Annotated in this window: 22 protein-coding genes and 4 tRNA genes; 18 read left to right on the top strand and 8 right to left on the bottom strand. The window is 43.4% G+C overall.

Features of this window, described 5'->3' with window-relative positions:
* The first annotated feature begins 3 nt into the window (after window positions 1–3).
* The 8 genes from VXQ11_RS14020 (at window position 4) to panD (ending at window position 2,951) form a co-directional block, all read left to right on the top strand.
* Window positions 4–78: transfer RNA gene (locus VXQ11_RS14020), tRNA-Gln, on the top strand.
* Between the two features lie 26 nt (window positions 79–104).
* A tRNA-Gln gene (locus VXQ11_RS14025) sits at window positions 105–179 on the top strand.
* Window positions 180–198: 19 nt separating this feature from the next.
* Window positions 199–273 (top strand) — tRNA-Gln (locus VXQ11_RS14030).
* A gap of 92 nt (window positions 274–365) precedes the next feature.
* Window positions 366–440, top strand: a tRNA-Gln gene (locus VXQ11_RS14035).
* A 36-nt stretch (window positions 441–476) separates the two neighbouring features.
* Complete coding sequence (locus tag VXQ11_RS14040) at window positions 477–1,430, top strand: ribose-phosphate pyrophosphokinase (protein ID WP_064096350.1); 954 nt, start codon at window positions 477–479, stop codon at window positions 1,428–1,430.
* Window positions 1,431–1,528: 98 nt separating this feature from the next.
* The gene (gene rplY / locus VXQ11_RS14045; protein WP_004645781.1) at window positions 1,529–1,825 is read left to right on the top strand and encodes a 50S ribosomal protein L25; all 297 of its coding nucleotides are present in this window, start codon (window positions 1,529–1,531) and stop codon (window positions 1,823–1,825) included.
* Window positions 1,826–1,844: 19 nt separating this feature from the next.
* Entirely contained in the window at window positions 1,845–2,426 is a 582-nt protein-coding gene (gene pth, locus VXQ11_RS14050; RefSeq protein ID WP_416706302.1) for an aminoacyl-tRNA hydrolase, read from the top strand.
* Window positions 2,427–2,570: 144 nt separating this feature from the next.
* Window positions 2,571–2,951, top strand: coding sequence for an aspartate 1-decarboxylase (gene panD / locus VXQ11_RS14055; protein ID WP_008307603.1), 381 nt, complete (start codon window positions 2,571–2,573; stop codon window positions 2,949–2,951).
* A 66-nt stretch (window positions 2,952–3,017) separates the two neighbouring features.
* Here panD and VXQ11_RS14060 read toward each other — a convergent pair whose 3' ends face one another.
* From VXQ11_RS14060 to VXQ11_RS14075, 4 genes are all read right to left on the bottom strand, one after another.
* Window positions 3,018–3,584 (bottom strand): GDYXXLXY domain-containing protein, encoded by a 567-nt coding sequence (locus VXQ11_RS14060; protein WP_416706303.1) that lies wholly within the window; start codon window positions 3,582–3,584, stop codon window positions 3,018–3,020.
* On the bottom strand, window positions 3,581–5,374 hold the full coding sequence (locus tag VXQ11_RS14065; protein ID WP_416706304.1) for a DUF2157 domain-containing protein: 1,794 nt from the start codon (window positions 5,372–5,374) through the stop codon (window positions 3,581–3,583). The genes VXQ11_RS14060 and VXQ11_RS14065 overlap by 4 nt, the downstream gene beginning before the upstream one ends.
* A gap of 114 nt (window positions 5,375–5,488) precedes the next feature.
* Window positions 5,489–6,100, bottom strand: coding sequence for a LysE family translocator (locus VXQ11_RS14070; protein WP_416706305.1), 612 nt, complete (start codon window positions 6,098–6,100; stop codon window positions 5,489–5,491).
* Between the two features lie 45 nt (window positions 6,101–6,145).
* A complete protein-coding gene (locus VXQ11_RS14075) occupies window positions 6,146–6,631 on the bottom strand; it encodes a DUF1289 domain-containing protein (RefSeq protein ID WP_416706325.1) in 486 nt (161 codons plus the stop codon).
* Between the two features lie 188 nt (window positions 6,632–6,819).
* Between VXQ11_RS14075 and VXQ11_RS14080 the strand changes: the two genes are divergently transcribed.
* The 4 genes from VXQ11_RS14080 (at window position 6,820) to VXQ11_RS14095 (ending at window position 9,404) form a co-directional block, all read left to right on the top strand.
* Complete coding sequence (locus VXQ11_RS14080) at window positions 6,820–7,752, top strand: rhodanese-related sulfurtransferase (RefSeq protein ID WP_005265894.1); 933 nt, start codon at window positions 6,820–6,822, stop codon at window positions 7,750–7,752.
* 207 nt (window positions 7,753–7,959) lie between these two features.
* Window positions 7,960–8,238: an FUSC family protein gene (locus VXQ11_RS14085; protein ID WP_416706306.1), complete on the top strand. Its 279-nt coding sequence runs from the start codon at window positions 7,960–7,962 to the stop codon at window positions 8,236–8,238.
* 87 nt (window positions 8,239–8,325) lie between these two features.
* A complete protein-coding gene (locus tag VXQ11_RS14090) occupies window positions 8,326–8,943 on the top strand; it encodes a DedA family protein (RefSeq protein ID WP_064102442.1) in 618 nt (205 codons plus the stop codon).
* A gap of 29 nt (window positions 8,944–8,972) precedes the next feature.
* On the top strand, window positions 8,973–9,404 hold the full coding sequence (locus VXQ11_RS14095; RefSeq protein WP_144724353.1) for an ABZJ_00895 family protein: 432 nt from the start codon (window positions 8,973–8,975) through the stop codon (window positions 9,402–9,404).
* A 63-nt stretch (window positions 9,405–9,467) separates the two neighbouring features.
* Here VXQ11_RS14095 and VXQ11_RS14100 read toward each other — a convergent pair whose 3' ends face one another.
* Both VXQ11_RS14100 and VXQ11_RS14105 read right to left on the bottom strand, forming a co-directional pair.
* Window positions 9,468–9,992, bottom strand: a complete 525-nt coding sequence (locus tag VXQ11_RS14100; RefSeq protein WP_064096358.1) for a YecA family protein — start codon at window positions 9,990–9,992, stop codon at window positions 9,468–9,470.
* 71 nt (window positions 9,993–10,063) lie between these two features.
* Entirely contained in the window at window positions 10,064–10,270 is a 207-nt protein-coding gene (locus VXQ11_RS14105) for a PA3496 family putative envelope integrity protein (protein ID WP_064096359.1), read from the bottom strand.
* A 374-nt stretch (window positions 10,271–10,644) separates the two neighbouring features.
* Here VXQ11_RS14105 and rpoD point away from each other — a divergent pair, with 374 nt between their 5' ends.
* The 6 genes from rpoD to VXQ11_RS14135 all read left to right on the top strand — a co-directional run bounded on the left by rpoD (window position 10,645) and on the right by VXQ11_RS14135 (window position 17,216).
* Complete coding sequence (gene rpoD, locus VXQ11_RS14110) at window positions 10,645–12,558, top strand: RNA polymerase sigma factor RpoD (RefSeq protein ID WP_264753795.1); 1,914 nt, start codon at window positions 10,645–10,647, stop codon at window positions 12,556–12,558.
* A 114-nt stretch (window positions 12,559–12,672) separates the two neighbouring features.
* Window positions 12,673–12,960: a YbeD family protein gene (locus tag VXQ11_RS14115; protein WP_064096361.1), complete on the top strand. Its 288-nt coding sequence runs from the start codon at window positions 12,673–12,675 to the stop codon at window positions 12,958–12,960.
* Window positions 12,961–13,109: 149 nt separating this feature from the next.
* The gene (lipB, locus tag VXQ11_RS14120; RefSeq protein ID WP_064096362.1) at window positions 13,110–13,769 is read left to right on the top strand and encodes a lipoyl(octanoyl) transferase LipB; all 660 of its coding nucleotides are present in this window, start codon (window positions 13,110–13,112) and stop codon (window positions 13,767–13,769) included.
* 74 nt (window positions 13,770–13,843) lie between these two features.
* Window positions 13,844–14,377 carry a hypothetical protein gene (locus tag VXQ11_RS14125; RefSeq protein ID WP_416681967.1) on the top strand — a complete coding sequence of 178 codons (534 nt, stop codon included), beginning with the start codon at window positions 13,844–13,846 and terminating at the stop codon, window positions 14,375–14,377.
* Between the two features lies 1 nt (window position 14,378).
* Window positions 14,379–15,563 (top strand): iron-containing alcohol dehydrogenase, encoded by a 1,185-nt coding sequence (locus VXQ11_RS14130; RefSeq protein ID WP_064096364.1) that lies wholly within the window; start codon window positions 14,379–14,381, stop codon window positions 15,561–15,563.
* A 264-nt stretch (window positions 15,564–15,827) separates the two neighbouring features.
* Window positions 15,828–17,216 carry an APC family permease gene (locus tag VXQ11_RS14135; protein WP_064096365.1) on the top strand — a complete coding sequence of 463 codons (1,389 nt, stop codon included), beginning with the start codon at window positions 15,828–15,830 and terminating at the stop codon, window positions 17,214–17,216.
* A gap of 68 nt (window positions 17,217–17,284) precedes the next feature.
* On the opposite strand, the gene VXQ11_RS14140 is transcribed toward VXQ11_RS14135, so the two are convergent.
* Both VXQ11_RS14140 and VXQ11_RS14145 read right to left on the bottom strand, forming a co-directional pair.
* Window positions 17,285–17,764, bottom strand: a complete 480-nt coding sequence (locus VXQ11_RS14140) for a hypothetical protein (RefSeq protein ID WP_416706307.1) — start codon at window positions 17,762–17,764, stop codon at window positions 17,285–17,287.
* A gap of 88 nt (window positions 17,765–17,852) precedes the next feature.
* Window positions 17,853–18,329, bottom strand: coding sequence for a tRNA (cytidine(34)-2'-O)-methyltransferase (locus tag VXQ11_RS14145; RefSeq protein WP_064096367.1), 477 nt, complete (start codon window positions 18,327–18,329; stop codon window positions 17,853–17,855).
* Between the last annotated feature and the right edge of the window lie 30 nt (window positions 18,330–18,359).

Consider the following 18,359-nt stretch of genomic DNA (forward strand, 5'->3'; position numbering starts at 1 on the left):
AATAGGGGTATCGCCAAGTGGTAAGGCACCGGGTTTTGATCTCGGCATCCGTTGGTTCGAATCCAGCTACCCCTGCCATTCTTCACCTGTAGATGTACTGTATTAGGGGTATCGCCAAGTGGTAAGGCACCGGGTTTTGATCTCGGCATCCGTTGGTTCGAATCCAGCTACCCCTGCCATCTTACAGTTCATCAATTTAGGGGCGTCGCCAAGTGGTAAGGCACCGGGTTTTGATCTCGGCATCCGTTGGTTCGAATCCAGCCGCCCCTGCCATTTTCTCGAAAAAAGACAGAGCACTCATTTGCTGTAAGACTGTTAATTTACCTTGACACTTTACCGCAAAAATATTAAAGTTCTGCCGCATTAGGGGTATCGCCAAGTGGTAAGGCACCGGGTTTTGATCTCGGCATCCGTTGGTTCGAATCCAGCTACCCCTGCCATCTATTCCCATATATCCCAACCGCCAAGGGTGCTTCATGCCCAATCTTGTCGTTTTTAGTGGATCTGCGCATCCACAATTCGCTCAAAAAGTCGTAAGTCACTTACATATTCCTCTAGGCGCTGCCTCTGTAGGTCAGTTCTCTGACGGTGAAATTGCTGTCGAGATTACTGAAAACGTTCGTGGTAAAGACGTATTTATCGTACAGCCTACTTGTGCCCCAACCAATGATAACCTGATGGAAATCCTGGTGATGGCTGATGCTTTGCGTCGTGCAAGTGCTGGTCGTATTACTGCCGTGATTCCTTATTTTGGTTATGCTCGTCAAGACCGTCGTCCACGTTCAAGCCGTGTGCCAATTACCGCTAAAGTCGTTGCAGACATGCTGACTACTGTCGGGATTGACCGCGTTGTGATGATCGACTTGCACGCTGACCAGATCCAAGGCTTCTTCGATATCCCTGTAGACAACATCTACGGTACTCCTGCGCTTTTAGCTGATCTTCGTCAGCAATCGCATCACAACCTGATGGTGGTTTCACCTGACGTGGGTGGTGTAGTGCGCGCACGTGCTGTTGCGAAACAAATGGGTGATATCGATCTTGCAATCATCGATAAACGTCGTCAAAAAGCGAATGAATCACAAGTGATGCATTTGATTGGTGATGTTAAAGATCGTGATTGTGTCATTGTTGATGACATGGTAGATACGGCTGGTACGCTATGCAAAGCTGCTGATGCATTGAAAACCTTCGGTGCTCGCAAGGTGGTTGCATATGCAACACATCCAGTACTTTCTGGTAAAGCACTTGAAAACTTAAAGAATTCTGTAATTGATGAACTGGTTGTGACTGATACCATTCCTCTTTCAGATGAAGCTTTAGCACTGGGTAAGATTCGCCAGGTTTCAGTAGCCAGCATGGTTGCCGAAACAATTCGTCGTATCAACAACGAAGAATCTATTAGCGCAATGTTCGATTCTTATCTATAATAGAGCGCTGAATTTTCAAAGCCCTGCCATTTGGTAGGGCTTTTACTCACCAGACTGGTCGCAAGTCTGGTTCATTTAACTTAAATAGGATGTCTATCATGGCAAACTTCGTATTAAACGCAGCAGCACGTGAAGAAGCAGTTCAAGGGAAAGGTGCGAGCCGCCGCCTTCGTCTTCAAGCTAAAGTTCCTGCAATCATCTACGGTGGTGAAGCTGCTCCTGTAGCAATTACTGTTGAGCTTCGTCAGCTTGTTAAATTCTTAGAAAACAATTCATTCTTTGAAGAAGTTATCGAAATTGATGTAGACGGCAAAGTTGAAAGCGTGAAAATCCAAGCGTTACAACGTCACCCAGCTAAAAACACACCAATGCACGCTGACTTCAAACGCGCATAAGTGTTAATGGTGTAAATTAGTGTCAAATATTTCACTGATTGTAGGTTTGGGTAACCCAGGTTCTGAGTATGCCCAAACCCGCCATAATGCAGGCTTCTGGTTCGTAGAACGCCTTGCAGACCAATATGGCATTACCCTCAAAAAAGACCCAAAATTCAATGGATTTAGCGGTCGTGGCAATATTGAAGGTCAAGACGTCCGTCTCCTTCTCCCAACAACCTTTATGAATCTTTCCGGTAAAAGTGTTGTTCCTTTCGCCAAATTCTACAATATCGCACCTGAATCGATCCTGATTGCCCATGATGAACTGGATATGAATCCTGGCATCATTCGCCTGAAAACTGGCGGTGGTCACGGGGGTCATAATGGTCTACGCGATATCGTGCCGCATATCGGTCCAAACTTCCATCGCCTTCGCATTGGCATTGGTCATCCTGGTGCCAAAGACCGTGTTTCCGGTCATGTGCTCAGTAAAGCGCCTAGCAGCGAACAGAGTTTAATGGATGATGCGATTTCCCATGCCCTCGCCCGCACAAAAATGCTGGTGAACGGTGAAGTACAGCAAGCCATGAATCAAATCAACGCATATAGGCCGAACTGAACATTCAAAAATTGCTGGACAATTCCGCTTGCCAGAAAGTTTATTTAAGCGCAAAATGCGTTTGCTCGATTGTTCACCATACAGCAAGCAAGATTGATTTAACCAAATGATCAAACTCTTAGGTCAACTCAGGGGACGCTAGCCATGCTATCTCGTTTATTAAAATGCAAAATTCACCGCGCTCACGTTACACATGCAGAACTACATTATGAAGGTTCATGTGCAATTGATGGCGTTTTGATGGATTTGGCTGGCATTCGTGAATACGAAGAAATTCATGTGTGGAACGTGACCAATGGTAAACGTTTTGCAACTTATGCAATTCGTGGCGAAGACAATTCAGGCATCATTTCAGTGAATGGTGGTGCTGCGCATCAGGCTGATGTTGGTGATATCGTCATTATTGCTACGTTCGGTGATTTCACTGAAGCTGAAGCAAATGCTCACAAGCCACGCTTAGTCTATGCAAATCCAGACAATACCGTGAATCACACAGCAAACTGCATTCCGGTACAAGTTGCCTGAGGTTTTAGATAAGATTCTAAAAAGTCCGCGAAAAGCGGACTTTTTTATGGACGAATAAAAATAGAATTAACTCCCCTGCCACCAGTTTTTACGGCTTTCACAATTTAAGGATTTAAGCTGATCATCAACCAGATCTGCCAGCAAAGCCTTGCCATCAGCTTGTACTTTTAATTCGGCAAATTTGGCATTGCGATAACAAGGCTCAAGGCCTTCGGCAAACATAAAACTGTTGGCAGCCGGATAAAGCCCGTCAAATGTATTGCGCGGATTTTTCAGAACTAATCGGGCTAAATTTTTAGACTGCTCCAGCTCAGTTCGATCAAAACTGGTTTTAATAACTCTGCGCTGCCGATCCAGCTGTACATAGCTCATCACATGCGATTGATTGTTAAAATCCTTGATACTGATTTCAGGTACAGGCTGTTGTGTAGCATCTTCAGGTGCTGTCGCACTAAAGTGCAGATTATAGTTTAAAGCCATATAATCCCCCTGCAGAATTGATCGCGGATCTACAGGAGCCAGCTCTACATAAATACTCTGGCTATGACGTAAATGCCATTCATGTTGCAGAATCAACCCACAAAATAAGGCGATGCTAAAAATAGCCAAATGCAAAGGAAGCAACTTTTTCATATTGTCTTTCCTTGAGCATGTTGTAGTTTTGGCTGTTTTAAAATATGGGCCAGCCCCAAGACTAATATTCCTGAGGCAAAAATGCTGATGCTTTTAAACAGGAAACTTAAACCCAGATTATAATACAGCATCCATAACCAGAAGATCAGCAGCAAGATGGATAAGGCCTGAATCAAAGACTGCCGATAGGCAATTGCCCAAGCCATCAACATCAAAATAACCAGAATCTCAAAATAGCCGAGCCAGATCAGGATTGTGCCCAAGACTGGAATCAGCCATAAATCATGCCGAGTAAATTGATGTCGCTGCACAAGTATAAAGCTGAATAACCAGATTATTGGCAGAATATAGAAGACCATGACATTTTCAGCACCCTGTTCAGTTATCTGCCGATGATCCAAGTGGAATAGAGTTTGAAACACTGCCATGACTGCCAGTACGCAAATGCTCCATAACTGGATACTTCGGCTATAGTGAGACTGCAACCAGTACCCAGCAGTGAGCAAAACCACAATCAGAACCAGCCAGTTGATTGACATGGCAATGGTCATCAGATGATCATTATGAAGCACTGAATATAAAGCTATAATGGTCAGAACATGTGTCAATAGTAATTGCAGAAAGACGATCCACCAGTGCATGCGGCTTAAGATCGTGACTAACATGATTCCCAGCTGAATCAGCCAGATCAGCGGCCAACTTTCGGTTAGTAATTCGCCATGAATCAGGATAGCCGCCTGGCCACATACCCATAGACAATATGCAAACTGGCGCAGAAAAATAGAACTTTTGACATGAATCAGCCACCATGCAACCCCAATGAAGATAATCCCCATAAAAATGGAAAAACTTTCCCAATAAGTCAGCAGTAGAACTGCCAGGATCACGCCGGCAATCCAGGCACCTAATGCCATTGGGATGACAGAAAATTTGCTCTTAGGTAACAGTTTCATCAGCACAGTACTGATTCCTGCAAACCAGCCGAAAATGAGAATCGCCAGCACAAGTAAACTCAAGGCCGACTCTTGCAGGTATTGCTCAGTGAGATCAAAAATCAAAATACTAAAACTCAGTGCCATTCCTGCAACGAGTAAGCTGGTTTCGAGCTGTTGCTTTCGGGTATAGAAATAAACACTGAATAAAATCGGCAGAACCAGTACCGAGCTCAAATACCAGATCGAATCCGAGTCGATAAACCGGAACATACTCAATATTGAAATGAATACAATAAGCAGAATAAACAGATAACGTAAGACCGGATAATAGCGCAGAGCAAAGAGAAAGCTTAATCCTGTAAAAATATTAAACATCAAAAAATAAGCTGTTTCAGCACGTATCAGCCAAAAGCTTTGTTTGAAATAAAAATACAGCGCTAGCTGGCTCACCAGACAAAATAAGACAAATACACCAATATTAGGCCGATACAACCAAGGCAATAGCAACACAGCCCAAAGTAGAAATAACTGATAGCTGTCAGCACCCGTCTGATAAATCTGTCCAATGACAGCCAGACTCAGCCCCAGCATCAGAGCAGAAACAGCATCCAGACTTTGCCGCAAGACAGCCTGGGTATCCAAGCGTATACTCAGTATCGCTGAAGCAAGCAGTAAAATCTGAGGAATAAACAGCTGCACAAATTTCGGCAACATCCACCAGTTTGCTGCCAGCAGATATATGATACTGATGGCGATTAGCGCAATGCCAATGATCTGCAGGTATTGAATGACAACAGGTTGAATGAATAACAACGGTGAAAATGGATTGTCTGACTTATGCAATATTTTAGACATTCTAATCTGTGCACTTTTTATTTGATTTTACCTTAACATGATTTTTGGCGGTAATTCCAGCCTAGGCCATAGAACCTGTCTTATCATTCTGTGTATCAATCTTAATTTTTTTAATTAAATAAGAACCTGATATATCCCATAAACGGCAATAATGATCAGGACCATACCGCACAATGCCAGCAAGTGTGGATATAGACGAGAGTGATGCAAACGGTTAAAGCCCAAATAAACCAAAGATAAAGTCATAAAATCCAGTACGATCCAGCTCAGGGTTAGAATTATTAAACTTAAATCCAGAGTGGGTGTAATCCCGATAAATTGTGGGAAAAAAGCCGCAAAGAAAATAATGTCTTTCGGATTAGAAATTCCGACCAGAAAACCTTGCTGAAAGCCGCCACGTACCGGAGATAACTTTTCTTGAATTGACTCTGCTTGCTCAAAGAAAACCTCCCGGAATATCTGCAGCCCCAGATAGCCGATATAGAGACAACCCAGCAGCTTGATGGCATCTAGCCAATGCGCATTGATAACCAGCAAACCTTTCAAACTTAATATAGATAAAGCAATTAAAACCAGAGAGGCGAAATTGGTGCCGAAAATGGTTCTTAAAGCCGCAGCATAGCCACCTTTTAATCCTGTGCTAGCAACCAGCAGCATCACCGGTCCCGGTGTGGCAATCATCAGGACGACGGCCAGACAATACAGGATATATTCACTGATATTCACGCCATTCCCTCAGCTGTTATTATTTTGCCGCATAAAAAAGAGGACTTAGTCCTCCTCTTGCATATGCATCAGATGTTGACTGATGCCGTCTGCCCGTAGAAAAGCCAGATCATAGCTGGCGGTAGCCAACGCCAAAATACGGCGTTCGAACTCATCCCAAAGTGGGCGCACCTGCTTATAATGAATACCCAATCCACTATCGTCAGTAAAATGCCGGTTTTTCTCACACAGCTTTAACGCGTGATACAGCTTGCGCCCTTTGGAAGCATCATTACGCAAACGTACCCGTTTTGAGAGCACAAAAGCCTGTACTCTGGCAAGATCGGCATGCGGCAACAGTGGTACCAGAATCTGGTCCAGTTGCGCATCCAGACGCTGCCACACGGCACGATGCTGCTCGGCACTATACGTATTCCAGTGAATTACTTCATGATTAAAACGGCGACAACCACGACATACCGCATCACCAAATACGGTCGAGCAACGCCCTGCACATGGGGTTAATGACGCAATACGACGATCTGAACTCAAAACATACTCCAAAGATACTGCAACTTTCAGTATCTGCATTACTTCACAAAATCCTGGGTCGGGCATGACTATACACGCTCTCCTCCCTGAATTGAAGCCTGCTAAAAGACTCGTGTTTTACTCGCTTATTCACTCGAATCAAGCTAAAATGTGCGCCTTTCAAATATCATGCTACGTTGGAGTATTCCATGAACGCTACTGTAGAACAGCTTGCACCTGTAGAACAGCAAGCGACGACTGGTTGGGTTGTTGCCGCACTTTATCAATTCAAAGAAGTTCAAGATCCTGCCGATCTTCAGCAACGTCTTTTGGACCTGGTAAAATCCATCAACCTTTGCGGTACTCTAATTGTGGCAGGTGAAGGCATCAACGGTACAGTTGCAGGCGACCGTGCATCGATTGATCAAATTCACCAGTTCCTTCTAAATGAAGGTTTTAACGAAATGGAATACAAAGAATCTGACAGTTCTGAAAAGCCATTCCGTAAAATGAAAATTAAATTAAAAAAAGAAATCGTGACTTTGGGTGTGGAAGTGAAACCGCGTGATCTGGTGGGCCACTATCTTGATCCGAAAGAATGGAATGAGCTGATTGCACGTGATGACGTGATTCTAGTTGATACCCGTAACGATTACGAATACAAGGCAGGGACTTTCAAAGGTGCGATTGATCCGAAAACTGAAAGCTTCCGCGAATTCCCTGAATATGTGAAAAATAATCTGGAACAGCACAAAGACAAGAAAATTGCCATGTTCTGTACTGGTGGTATTCGTTGTGAAAAATCTACTTCACTTCTACTGCAAGAAGGCTTTACAGAAGTGTATCACCTGAAAGGTGGCATTCTAAAATACCTGGAAGAAACCCCGGCTGAAGAAAGCATGTGGGAAGGTGAATGCTTCGTTTTTGACGGGCGTACTGCTGTAACACATGGTGTTGAAGAAGGTCAAAATACCAAATGTCATGCTTGTGGCTGGCCTTTACTTCCAGAAGAAGTGGCCTTACCAAGTTATGAACATGGCGTCTCTTGTGTGTACTGTATTGATAAGACCACGGAGAAACAAAAAGAGGGTTTCCGTATGCGTCAGTCACAAATTTTAGCGGCGAAACGTAAACGTCTTTAATTCTATCTTTTGTAATAAAATCATATAAAAACCCTCTTCGGAGGGTTTTTTGTTTACATAAAAATTACAACTGTAATAAAACTCTTACCAATCCTTTACCAAGAACCTCATTTTTTTTCAAACAAGATTGTTAGTCTAATGATACGGTGATTTACATGCTAAGTCTTTCATTATTAACTGAAATTTTTAAATGAAAAGGAATATAAAATGCCAGACTCACTTGCTCAAGATTCAGAAAATCTGGTTCATTTCCAACCTCAAGAAAATATAAAGCTGCAACGACTTCATCAAATTACTGAGGAGCTTGAACATCAGTCACATTTATTTGTCGTTATTCTGGGAACGGTTATTGGCGCGATTTTGGCGCTGTTCATTGGTTACCATATCAATACCGGTATCATACATTTTATCCTGCTGAGTATTTTGCCGGTGTGCTTGGCCTATTTCTTACGTAAAGTTTATATTTATACGCTGACGCATAGCTGATTCTGTCTGAGCATTTATATTCCAAGACTTTACCGCACCAAAAATACTGCTTAGGATACAGGCAGTATTTTTTATTTTGCCAATCATATGAATCTGACCGAATGGATTATTTCCATCATGGAGCAACTGGGCTACTGGGGCATCGCCCTGCTCATGTTCCTGGACAATGTCTTCCCGCCCATCCCGTCTGAAATCATTATGCCTTCTGCGGGCTATTCAGCCTCTCAAGGTGAGCTGGTACTGGTTGGAGTAATCATAGCTGGCTGTATCGGCTCCTTACTAGCAGCTGCTTTGCTGTACTGGATTGGCTATAAATTCAACCATGACTCTATTTTTAAATTTGTCGATCGTTATGGCAAATATTTATTTATTAAATCAGAAGATGTAAAAAAATCATTGAGTTGGTTTGAGCAGTACGGTCACCGGATTGTGTTTTTTGGCCGCATGATTCCTGCTGTTCGCTCCTTGATCAGCATTCCTGCAGGTATGAGTCATATGCCTTTCTGGAAATTCATGTTCTATAGCGCACTTGGAACCATCATCTGGACCACATTTCTGGCCTGTGTCGGGTTTTATTTTGGCGAAAACCAGCAGTTGATGCATCAGATTTTCAGTAAAGTCAGTTATGTGATTATTGCGATTGTTATCGTAATTATTGCCTGGGCTTTCTACCGTAGACAGCAGCGTAAAAATCGTCCATCCTGAATAGACCTCAGCATAAGGAGGTCAAAACGATGTCGCATTATCTGAAATATTTTGCCACCGTTTATCTGATCTTGGTTCTATTGGTGGGCCTATTCGTCTATTTATTTGGTCTGGGCGCTATTCTCCTGATTCCTGCCCTGATTGCTTCTGCCTTTCTCAGTGCCCGGTACTTCGTTAAACACCAACACCGCTTACCAACCCAGGAGGAGAAAAAACCACTCATCTGGGGTTCTACGATTATTGCCATGACCTTTGAGTTTATATTTTTATTTGTGCTGATCTGGATGTCCCCTCAGACAGATGAAATTTATAGAACCATCGCCTATACAGGAAGAGGACCTAACTCATTTCTGGTGGCTGCCAGCATTGCCTTACATGCCTTGCTGTTCCATATCGCCTACAATGGTTATGCCCGCTATAGTCTGTCCAAACGCGCAGGTCTGGAGAAAAACCGGGATTGAATATCTTTACCCATGTAAAAGTCCAAAGCTAAAAAAAGCACCGTACGGTGCTTTTTTTATGAATTATTCTGGCGTGTGGTACATCAGATACAATTCATTCAGGTTTTCTGGAATTTCTTCTGCAAGCTCATCCATTAACTGGCCGTTACGACGGAAAGTTTCCATTTGTGGATCTTCATCATCGATGCCGCTGAAGACCATGATTGGCAAGGTTAAATCAACCAGTTGTTCTTCAAACTCTTCAGTAAACCAAGCCTCTTCGTTCAGGAACATGGCATCTACAAAGCCCACGCTCCAGTCACCCAAGCTTGATTCGGTATCTGCTTCTTCAATTTCAAACGGGAATGTAATTCCTTCTTCATTGGCTAAGCTTTGACGAATAGACTCTAACCATGCTTTCACCTGACTGATGATTTCTGCAGGCACTTTCTTTTGATTGTTATCAAAAAGTTCGTCTAACCATTTGTCAAATTTTGGGCCTACTGCAATAGCACATAAGAAACCATGGGTTGCTGCGAAATCTAGACCGTGTTCATTCTGGTCACCATCTAGATACTCACTCAACAGGTCTAAATCTAAAGCACTCATCTAACATCCAAACTTAGAAAACCGAAAGGTTTAGCATAGCATTTATTCAGGCGATGCTAAATCCGAATTCGTTAATCTTCGTCATCAAAGTCATCGTCATCGTCGAAGTCGTAGTCAAAATCTTTGAGTTCGCGTTCCAAGCGACGCTGTGAAAGTAAATCATCAATCAGACGACGTTTTTCCAACGACTCTTTGGCACTCAGCTTACTGGAAGCCTCATCGAAATTAACATCATCCTCACCGAAGTTATCATCTAGTTCAAAATCTGTAGAAGACACTAAAACTTCCTCATAGTGAAAAATGTAAATGGTTTTAGCGCTATTTATCTTGCCTATAATCACAAGTCAAGTTTTATTTAAATTTTCCTATGTTAAAATTGTAAATAGGGCTTTTTTTCTAGCTCCATTGTGTGGCATGATATAATCCACCCTGCGTCCTTATGTTTTTTGACTACACATTTTTTTGGTCAAATATACATATGCATGGGTTGGACTTGAAAATAACAAATTCATCCCCACCTTAAATTACTGAATTTCATTTTAAATATTTTATCAGTGAGCTTTAATGCTAATTACCCTGATGAAATAAGTAGGCTATTCACTAAATTTAATGAGCTTAAATCGTGCATACATAATTGTACGATTTTTTTACTATCACAGATTCAACGAAGAGTAAGCAAAAGATGAGCGATATGACTTCCCCTACTTCTCAAGTAGCGGCTCTGATTAGCCGAGGCAAAGAACAAGGTTACTTAACCTTCGCTGAGGTTAACGATCATCTGCCGGACTCCATCACAGAAAGCGAGCAGATTGAAGACATTATTCAGATGCTGAATGATGTGGGTATTCCTGTACATGATCGCGCGCCTGAATCTGATGATACGATGTTCGAGGACACTGCAGAAGCTGCCGATGAAGTTGCGGAGGAAGAAGCTGCAGCAGTACTTGCATCTGTAGAAAATGAGCCAGGTCGTACAACTGACCCAGTGCGTATGTATATGCGTGAAATGGGTACCGTAGAGCTTTTAACACGTGAAGGCGAAATTAGCATTGCAAAACGCATCGAAGAAGGTATTCGTGATGTTTTGCATTCAATTGCTTACTGGCCAAATGCGGTTGAAGTAGTACTGCAAGAATACAAAGATTATGAAGCGGGTGAACGCCGTCTTGCTGACCTTTTATCCGGTTATTTAGATCCCGAGTCAGATGAAGAAATTCCTGAAGTTCTAGAAGAAGAAGCCGTTATTGCTGATGAGACTGACTCGACCAAATCGACCAAAGACGTAAAACTGGACGATGATGAAGAGGAAGAAGAAGCTGAGTCAGATGACGAATCAGAAGCAGATTCTGGACCAGATCCTGAAATTGCCAAAGCGCGTTTCACTGAACTCGAAAATGCGTGGCTGAATACCAAATCAGCCATTGAAAAATATGGTCGTGACAGCAAACAGGCTGAAGAAGCCTTGCAGGCCCTTGCCACCGTATTTATGATGTTCAAATTCACTCCGCGTCTATTTGATATCATTTCTGAAATGATTCGTGGCACGCATGACCAGATTCGTGGTGCAGAACGTGAAGTGATGCGTTATGCGGTACGCCGTGGCCGCATGGACCGTACCCAGTTCCGTACCAGCTTCCCTGGTCAGGAATCGAATCCGGCCTGGTTAGACGAACAGATCGCGAAAACACCAGCAGACCAGAGAGCCTATCTGGAAAAAGTACGTCCAGACGTATTGGCCTTTCAGCAAAAGATTGCCGATATCGAGAAAGAGCTAGGTCTTGATGTGAAAGGCATTAAAGACATTGCCAAACGCATGGCTGTGGGGGAAGCAAAAGCACGTCGTGCCAAGAAGGAAATGGTTGAAGCAAACTTGCGTCTGGTAATTTCGATTGCCAAGAAATACACCAACCGTGGTTTGCAGTTCCTGGATCTGATTCAGGAAGGTAACATCGGTCTGATGAAAGCGGTAGACAAGTTTGAATACCGTCGTGGTTATAAGTTCTCGACCTATGCCACTTGGTGGATTCGTCAGGCAATTACCCGTTCGATTGCGGATCAGGCACGTACCATTCGTATTCCGGTCCATATGATCGAAACGATTAACAAGATCAACCGTGTATCTCGTCAGCTTCTACAGGAAATGGGACGTGAACCGACTCCTGAAGAACTGGGTGAACGTCTGGAAATGGACGAGGTCAAAGTACGTAAAGTTCTGAAGATTGCGAAAGAACCAATTTCGATGGAAACCCCAATCGGTGATGATGAAGATTCGCATCTGGGTGACTTCATTGAAGACAGCAATATCACTTCACCGATTGATGCGGCAACATCTGAAGGCCTGAAAGAAGCAACACGTGAAGTTCTGGAAAACCTCACTGAACGTGAAGCCAAAGTCCTGAAAATGCGTTTTGGTATCGACATGCCGACCGACCATACTTTGGAAGAGGTAGGTAAACAGTTTGACGTGACACGTGAACGTATTCGTCAGATTGAAGCGAAGGCGTTACGCAAGCTTCGTCATCCATCGCGTTCTGAACACTTACGTTCATTCCTTGAGAATGATTAAGATTTGATACGTGATGTGGAGACTTGAAATTTAATCATCAGTCTCCATTTTAAGTAGCTAAGACAGACCCAAACGCCTGCATCATTGCAGGCGTTTCAAATCAGGGGGACTACCATGTTAGACCGTACACCATCTCGCGAACTTCAAGAACATCTTTGGGTGTTCCCAATGGACTATCCAATTAAATTAATTGGTTTGGCTGGCGAAGAACTCCATCAGGCCGTGAATGATATTTTTGTAAAGCATTTTCCTGACTTTGATGGCAGCCAAATGACTGTAACGCCTTCACGTACTGGTAAATATCATTCGATCACTGCCCAGCTGCGCTTCCTGGAACTAGAACAGGTTCATGCAGTATATGCTGACTTGGCAGCATGTCCGTTGATTAAAACAGCACTTTAATCAAAAACACAAAAGACACGCTTCCGGGCGTGTTTATTTATGCCCATTCAAAGCTGAGCTATGGCTTAAATATTGTTGATCTCACCCCTATTTCATGCCGAAATCATTATAATTATTGGCAGTATTTTTCATTATCAAGGACCCTCCCTGTGACTGATGCGCTGCAAAAGCCCGAGCTGATCATTCGTCAATATCATGATCTTACCCTGTATGAAGATCGTTTTCTGGAAATGAAAGCATTTACGGAAACGCGTGACGAAAATAGCCCTGATCAATTGTGGATTCTGCAACATCATGATGTCCTTACCCAGGGTCAGGCAGGTAAACCAGAACATATTCTAATACCTAGCAGTATTCCGGTAATTCAGACCGATCGTGGTGGTCAGGTCACTTGGCATGGTCCAGGCCAGTTGGTGGCTTATTTCATGTTTGACCTGAATCGCCTGGGCTGGAATGTGCGCACACTAGTGTCTTATGCTGAAAACCTGATGATTGATCTACTAAAAAAATATGGCATCGATGCCTATGCCAAACCAGATGCACCCGGGGTATATGTGGCTGAGCGCAAAATAGGTTCTCTCGGTTTTAAAATTCGTAAAGGCCGCAGTTATCATGGTCTTTCCTTGAATCTGGATTGTGACCTGAGCGGATTCAATACCATTAATCCTTGTGGATATGCAGGACTAGAAATGGTACGCATGAGTGACCTCCTAGACCAGCCACCCCAATTCAATCAGTTGTGCACTGAAATTATTGAAACTTTGCACCACAGCGGTTACTTTAATCAGGTAACTGTCGAGCAAAGATAAAGCCTTTGCATTTCACCCTTAAATAAATTAGAGTATTTACTCTAAACCAATAATATTGAGATAGGGATCATCACGTGATTGCAACTAAATCCGTAAAACCCGCTTTGCAGCTTGCCTATGTCAAACTCATGATGGATGTGATTGGCCGAGGTCTGGTCATGGCAAGTCAGGTGGATGAAGAAATAAAACAGGAAGTGGCTCATTTTCCAGTGAATTTTAGTCTTTCCATGAAAGTTTTTCCGCACGGCCCGGCCTTTGTGGCGCGGGTCACTCAGGATAAACAACTGGAACTGGTGAAAAATCTGGAAAAAGCGCCCGATCTGACCATTACCTTTAAGCACCTGCACCATGCCTTTTTAGTATTTTCTTTTCAGGAAAGTACCTCTCAAGCTTTTGCCAATGACCGCATGATTGCTGATGGCGATATTTCCAATGCCATTCGTCTGGTTCGCTGCCTGAATAAAATGGAAGCCCTGATTTTGCCGAAAATGGTGGCTCAACTGGCTGTTAAAGAATATCCAAACAATCTGAGCCTAAAAGAAAAACTAAGTGAAGCGAGCAGCATTTATCTGAAAATCGCTCAATCCTATTTGAAACGGAGTGTATAACATGGCTAAACCTTATTATGAATTTTTCTGTCCGGTCAAAATAATTGCCGGCCATGCCGCGTTAGAACATATTCCGTTTGAACTTGCAACCTTGGGAGCAAAACGTCCGCTGATCATTACTGATAAAGGTGTGCGCGCCAACAATCTGCTGGCACCGATTGAAGCTGCATTTGAAATGGCAGATGCTGCAATTGTCGCCATTTTTGATGATGTACCACCCGACTCCAGTTTGGGTACAGTTCGCAGTGCGGCAAAGCTATACCGTGAAAATTACTGTGATGCGATCATTGCCGTGGGCGGTGGTTCAGTTATTGACACCTCCAAAGCGACCAATATTCTGGTCTCTGAAGGGGGTGATGATCTGCTGAAATACTCAGGTGCACATAACCTGCCCAAACCGCTGAAACCGTTCTTTGTAATTCCAACCACTTCAGGTACAGGTTCAGAAGTGACCATGGTCGCTGTCGTGTCGGATACTGAAAAGAATGTCAAAATGCCGTTCGCTTCTTATTATCTGATGCCGCATGCCGCGATTCTAGATCCACGCATGACCCAGACCTTGCCGCCGCATTTAACTGCCATGACTGCGATGGACGCCATGACCCATGCAGTCGAAGCTTATACTTGTATGGCAGCCAATCCGATTTCGGATGCCTATGCGACCGCTGCCGTCAAGAAGATCAGTACCCACCTATTTAATGTATTGGACAATCCTACCGATGCACAAGGCCGTCTGGAACTGGCTCAGGCATCGACCATGGCGGGCATTGCATTTTCCAACTCAATGGTGGGCATTGTACATTCTCTCGGTCACTCATTAGGTGCAGTGGCTCACTTGCCGCATGGTTTATGCATGAACCTATTCCTGCCTTATGTGCTGGAATACAACAAAGATGTCAATGGTGACAAAATTGCAGATCTACTCTTACCTTTGGCTGGTGCAGATATTTATGCACAAACACCGGCGCATCTACGTGCTGACAAAACCATTGCAACGATTATGACCATGCGTGACCGGATTTACAGTCTGACCAAATTACCACGTACATTACGTGAAACCGGTAAGATTTCTGAAGCCCAGCTCGATGAAGTTGCTGAAAAAGCACTAAATGATGGTTCCATCATTTACAACCCGAAAGAAGCCAACTTGGAAGATTTAAAATCAATCTTAAAAAAGGCTTGGTAATTACTGAAAAATAAGCCAATATAGCAAAAATTTAAAGCCTGATGTTTTTTTAGACATCGGGCTTTTATCTTGCAGGAAATAGCCATTTTTTGCTACGAATGGCACACTTCGTGCAAATCTAAATTTAAAAAATAGCTAGCAAAAGCCGTAATTTTAAAGTAGATTGGCGCGCTTTTATAGAAAATTGTAGGGGGGATCGTTCGTCTCAAACGATCCTTATTAAATATGACTGATCCTTGATCAACGATTAAGAGGATAACGCCGTTGACAAATTTCTCTGGGACTCAATCGGCAGCTAAACTGCAAAAAACGCTAGGACTCTGGCACATCATTATTATTGGTTTAGCTTACATTCAACCCATGACCTTATTTGATACCTTTGGTTTGGTATCTGAAGAAAGTCATTTGCATGTTCCTACTTCTTACATCATTGCCCTCATTGCAATTTTGTTTACATCGATCAGCTATGGTCACATGATTCGTCGCTATCCTTCTTCGGGTTCGGCCTATACCTATGCGCAAAAATCGATTCACCCGAATATTGGCTTTATGGTGGGATGGTCTTCATGGCTTGATTATCTGTTATCACCAATGGTCAACATTATCTTGGCGGTGATCTATCTTGAGGCTTTGTTCCCGGATGTCAACCACTGGGTCTGGGTCGTCGTATTGACTGCCTTCATGACCGGGGTAAACTTGCGCGGTGCACGCTTCGTGGCCAACTTTAACAGTCTGATCGTACTGGTACAGTTACTGGTTATCGGCATCTTTACCTGGATGGTGTTTACCAAACTGCAGGCAGGCTTCAATGCCGATGGTCCGATCACGGCTGAACAGCGTTACCAGCTTTGGAGTCTCGAGCCTTTCTGGAATGAACTGACATCAGTCGGTGCACTGATTACCGGTGCAACTTTACTGTGCTTCTCATTCACTGGTTTTGACTCTTTAAGTTCTCTGGCAGAAGAAACCAAAGACACTGAAAAAACTTTGCCTAAAGCAATTTTCCTGACTGCTTTAATCGCCGGGATTATTTTCATTATTAGCACGTATTTCATGCAGCTGTACTTCCCTTCTAATCCAGGTTCTTATTTTAAGAATATTGCTGAAACTCAGCCAGAAATCCTGTTACTCGTAGGCGGTTCATTGTTCCAGTCTTATGTTCTGACTTTTGCAATCATTACAGTAATGGCATCAGGGATCTCAGCACATGCAGGGGTATCTCGTCTGATGTATGTAATGGGTCGTGATGGCGTGATCAATAAGAAGATCTTTGGTCATATTAGCCCGAAAAGCTACACGCCAAACTACAATATTCTGATTGTCGGTGCTGTGGCCTTAACGGCAGGCTTCATGGATCTGGATATCGTCATTTCAATGATCAGCTTCGGTGCCTTGACAGCGTTTACTTTCGTTAACCTGTCGGTGATTTCACGTTATGCACTGCGAGATGGCCGCACTAAAACTGCGAAAGACATTTTCAGCTTCGTGGTCATTCCAATGCTTGGTTTTTTCAGTATCTTTGCAATGTGGCTGGAAATTGAAGAAACTGCGCTGAAATACGGTTTATGGTGGGCGATGTTCGGTATTCTGTACTTGGGCTACAAAACCAAGGGCTTTAAGCACCCTGCTCCACAACATAACGAATTTGAATAATCGGTATTGTTCATCCTTAAAAAAGGCGCTTCATGCGCCTTTTTTATTTTTTGCTTTTTTCAAGCTGACTAATGCAGAAGACAATCAAAACCCATTTGAGTATCGACCCGATTATTTTTATAGCCCAGTTTTTCAATAAACAGGCGACGGTTAGACAACATCTTCTGCTCTTCCGGAGCTAAACGGGCTTTATTCTGGACAGCCAGTTGATACATTTCATCCACAACACCCTGGAAGATATCACAAACTTCTTGGCGCTTGGCCTGTTTTAGTTTACGTCCCTGCCAGGTCCATTGAAAATCATCTGCATCCAGGCTCTGTCCCCATTTTTCAATACGGGCATCCAAGCGTTTCTGCATGTCGCGAAGGCTCTGCTGGATTTCCGCTTGAGTAATAGGCCGATTTTCAGTTGTCAGGGTTGCAGCACTACCGTCTTCCGCACTCACAGAAGCAGCAATGATGCTAAAGCAACATGTGATGACAAGTTTTACTAGAGGCTTCAAGGCAGTACCTTTTGCTATATTTGATGACGTTTCAAACCTAAGCATACAATGAAGTGCAAAACCTTTTATCTATTTGTTACACAAAATAAAAAAGCCACCCGAAGGTGGCTTTTTAAATTATTGTAGATTTCAGTTAAAGCGCTTTAAAACCCTGTTGACGCCAAGCCTCATACACAATCACTGCAGTCGCATTTGAAAGGTTCAGACTGCGCGAGTTCTCTGCCATGGGTAAACGAATCCATTGCTTTTGCGGGAACAGCATACGCACCTGCTCCGGTAGGCCACGAGTTTCCGGCCCCATTAACAAGGCCACAGGACGGTTTAAGTCCGAGGTATGTGGCGTTGCAGAACCTTTAGTAGTGAGTGGATAGACTGCATCCGGACCAATGCCTTTACTTGCCAGATCAGCCAGACAGTCTTCGATATTTTCCCAAATCTGCATATTGGCATATTCGTGATAATCAAGGCCGGCACGTTTCAGCTTTTTGTCATCCAGTTCAAAACCCAGCGGCTTGACCAGATGCAACTGCGCTCCGGTATTGGCACACAGACGAATGATATTGCCTGTATTTGCAGGAATTTCAGGCTCATATAAAACAACGTGGATCACAGAATTTCTCTACTTGGGTTTAAGTGACAG

This window comes from Acinetobacter sp. 197, from assembly GCF_048148385.1.
Taxonomy (GTDB): domain Bacteria; phylum Pseudomonadota; class Gammaproteobacteria; order Pseudomonadales; family Moraxellaceae; genus Acinetobacter; species Acinetobacter pecorum.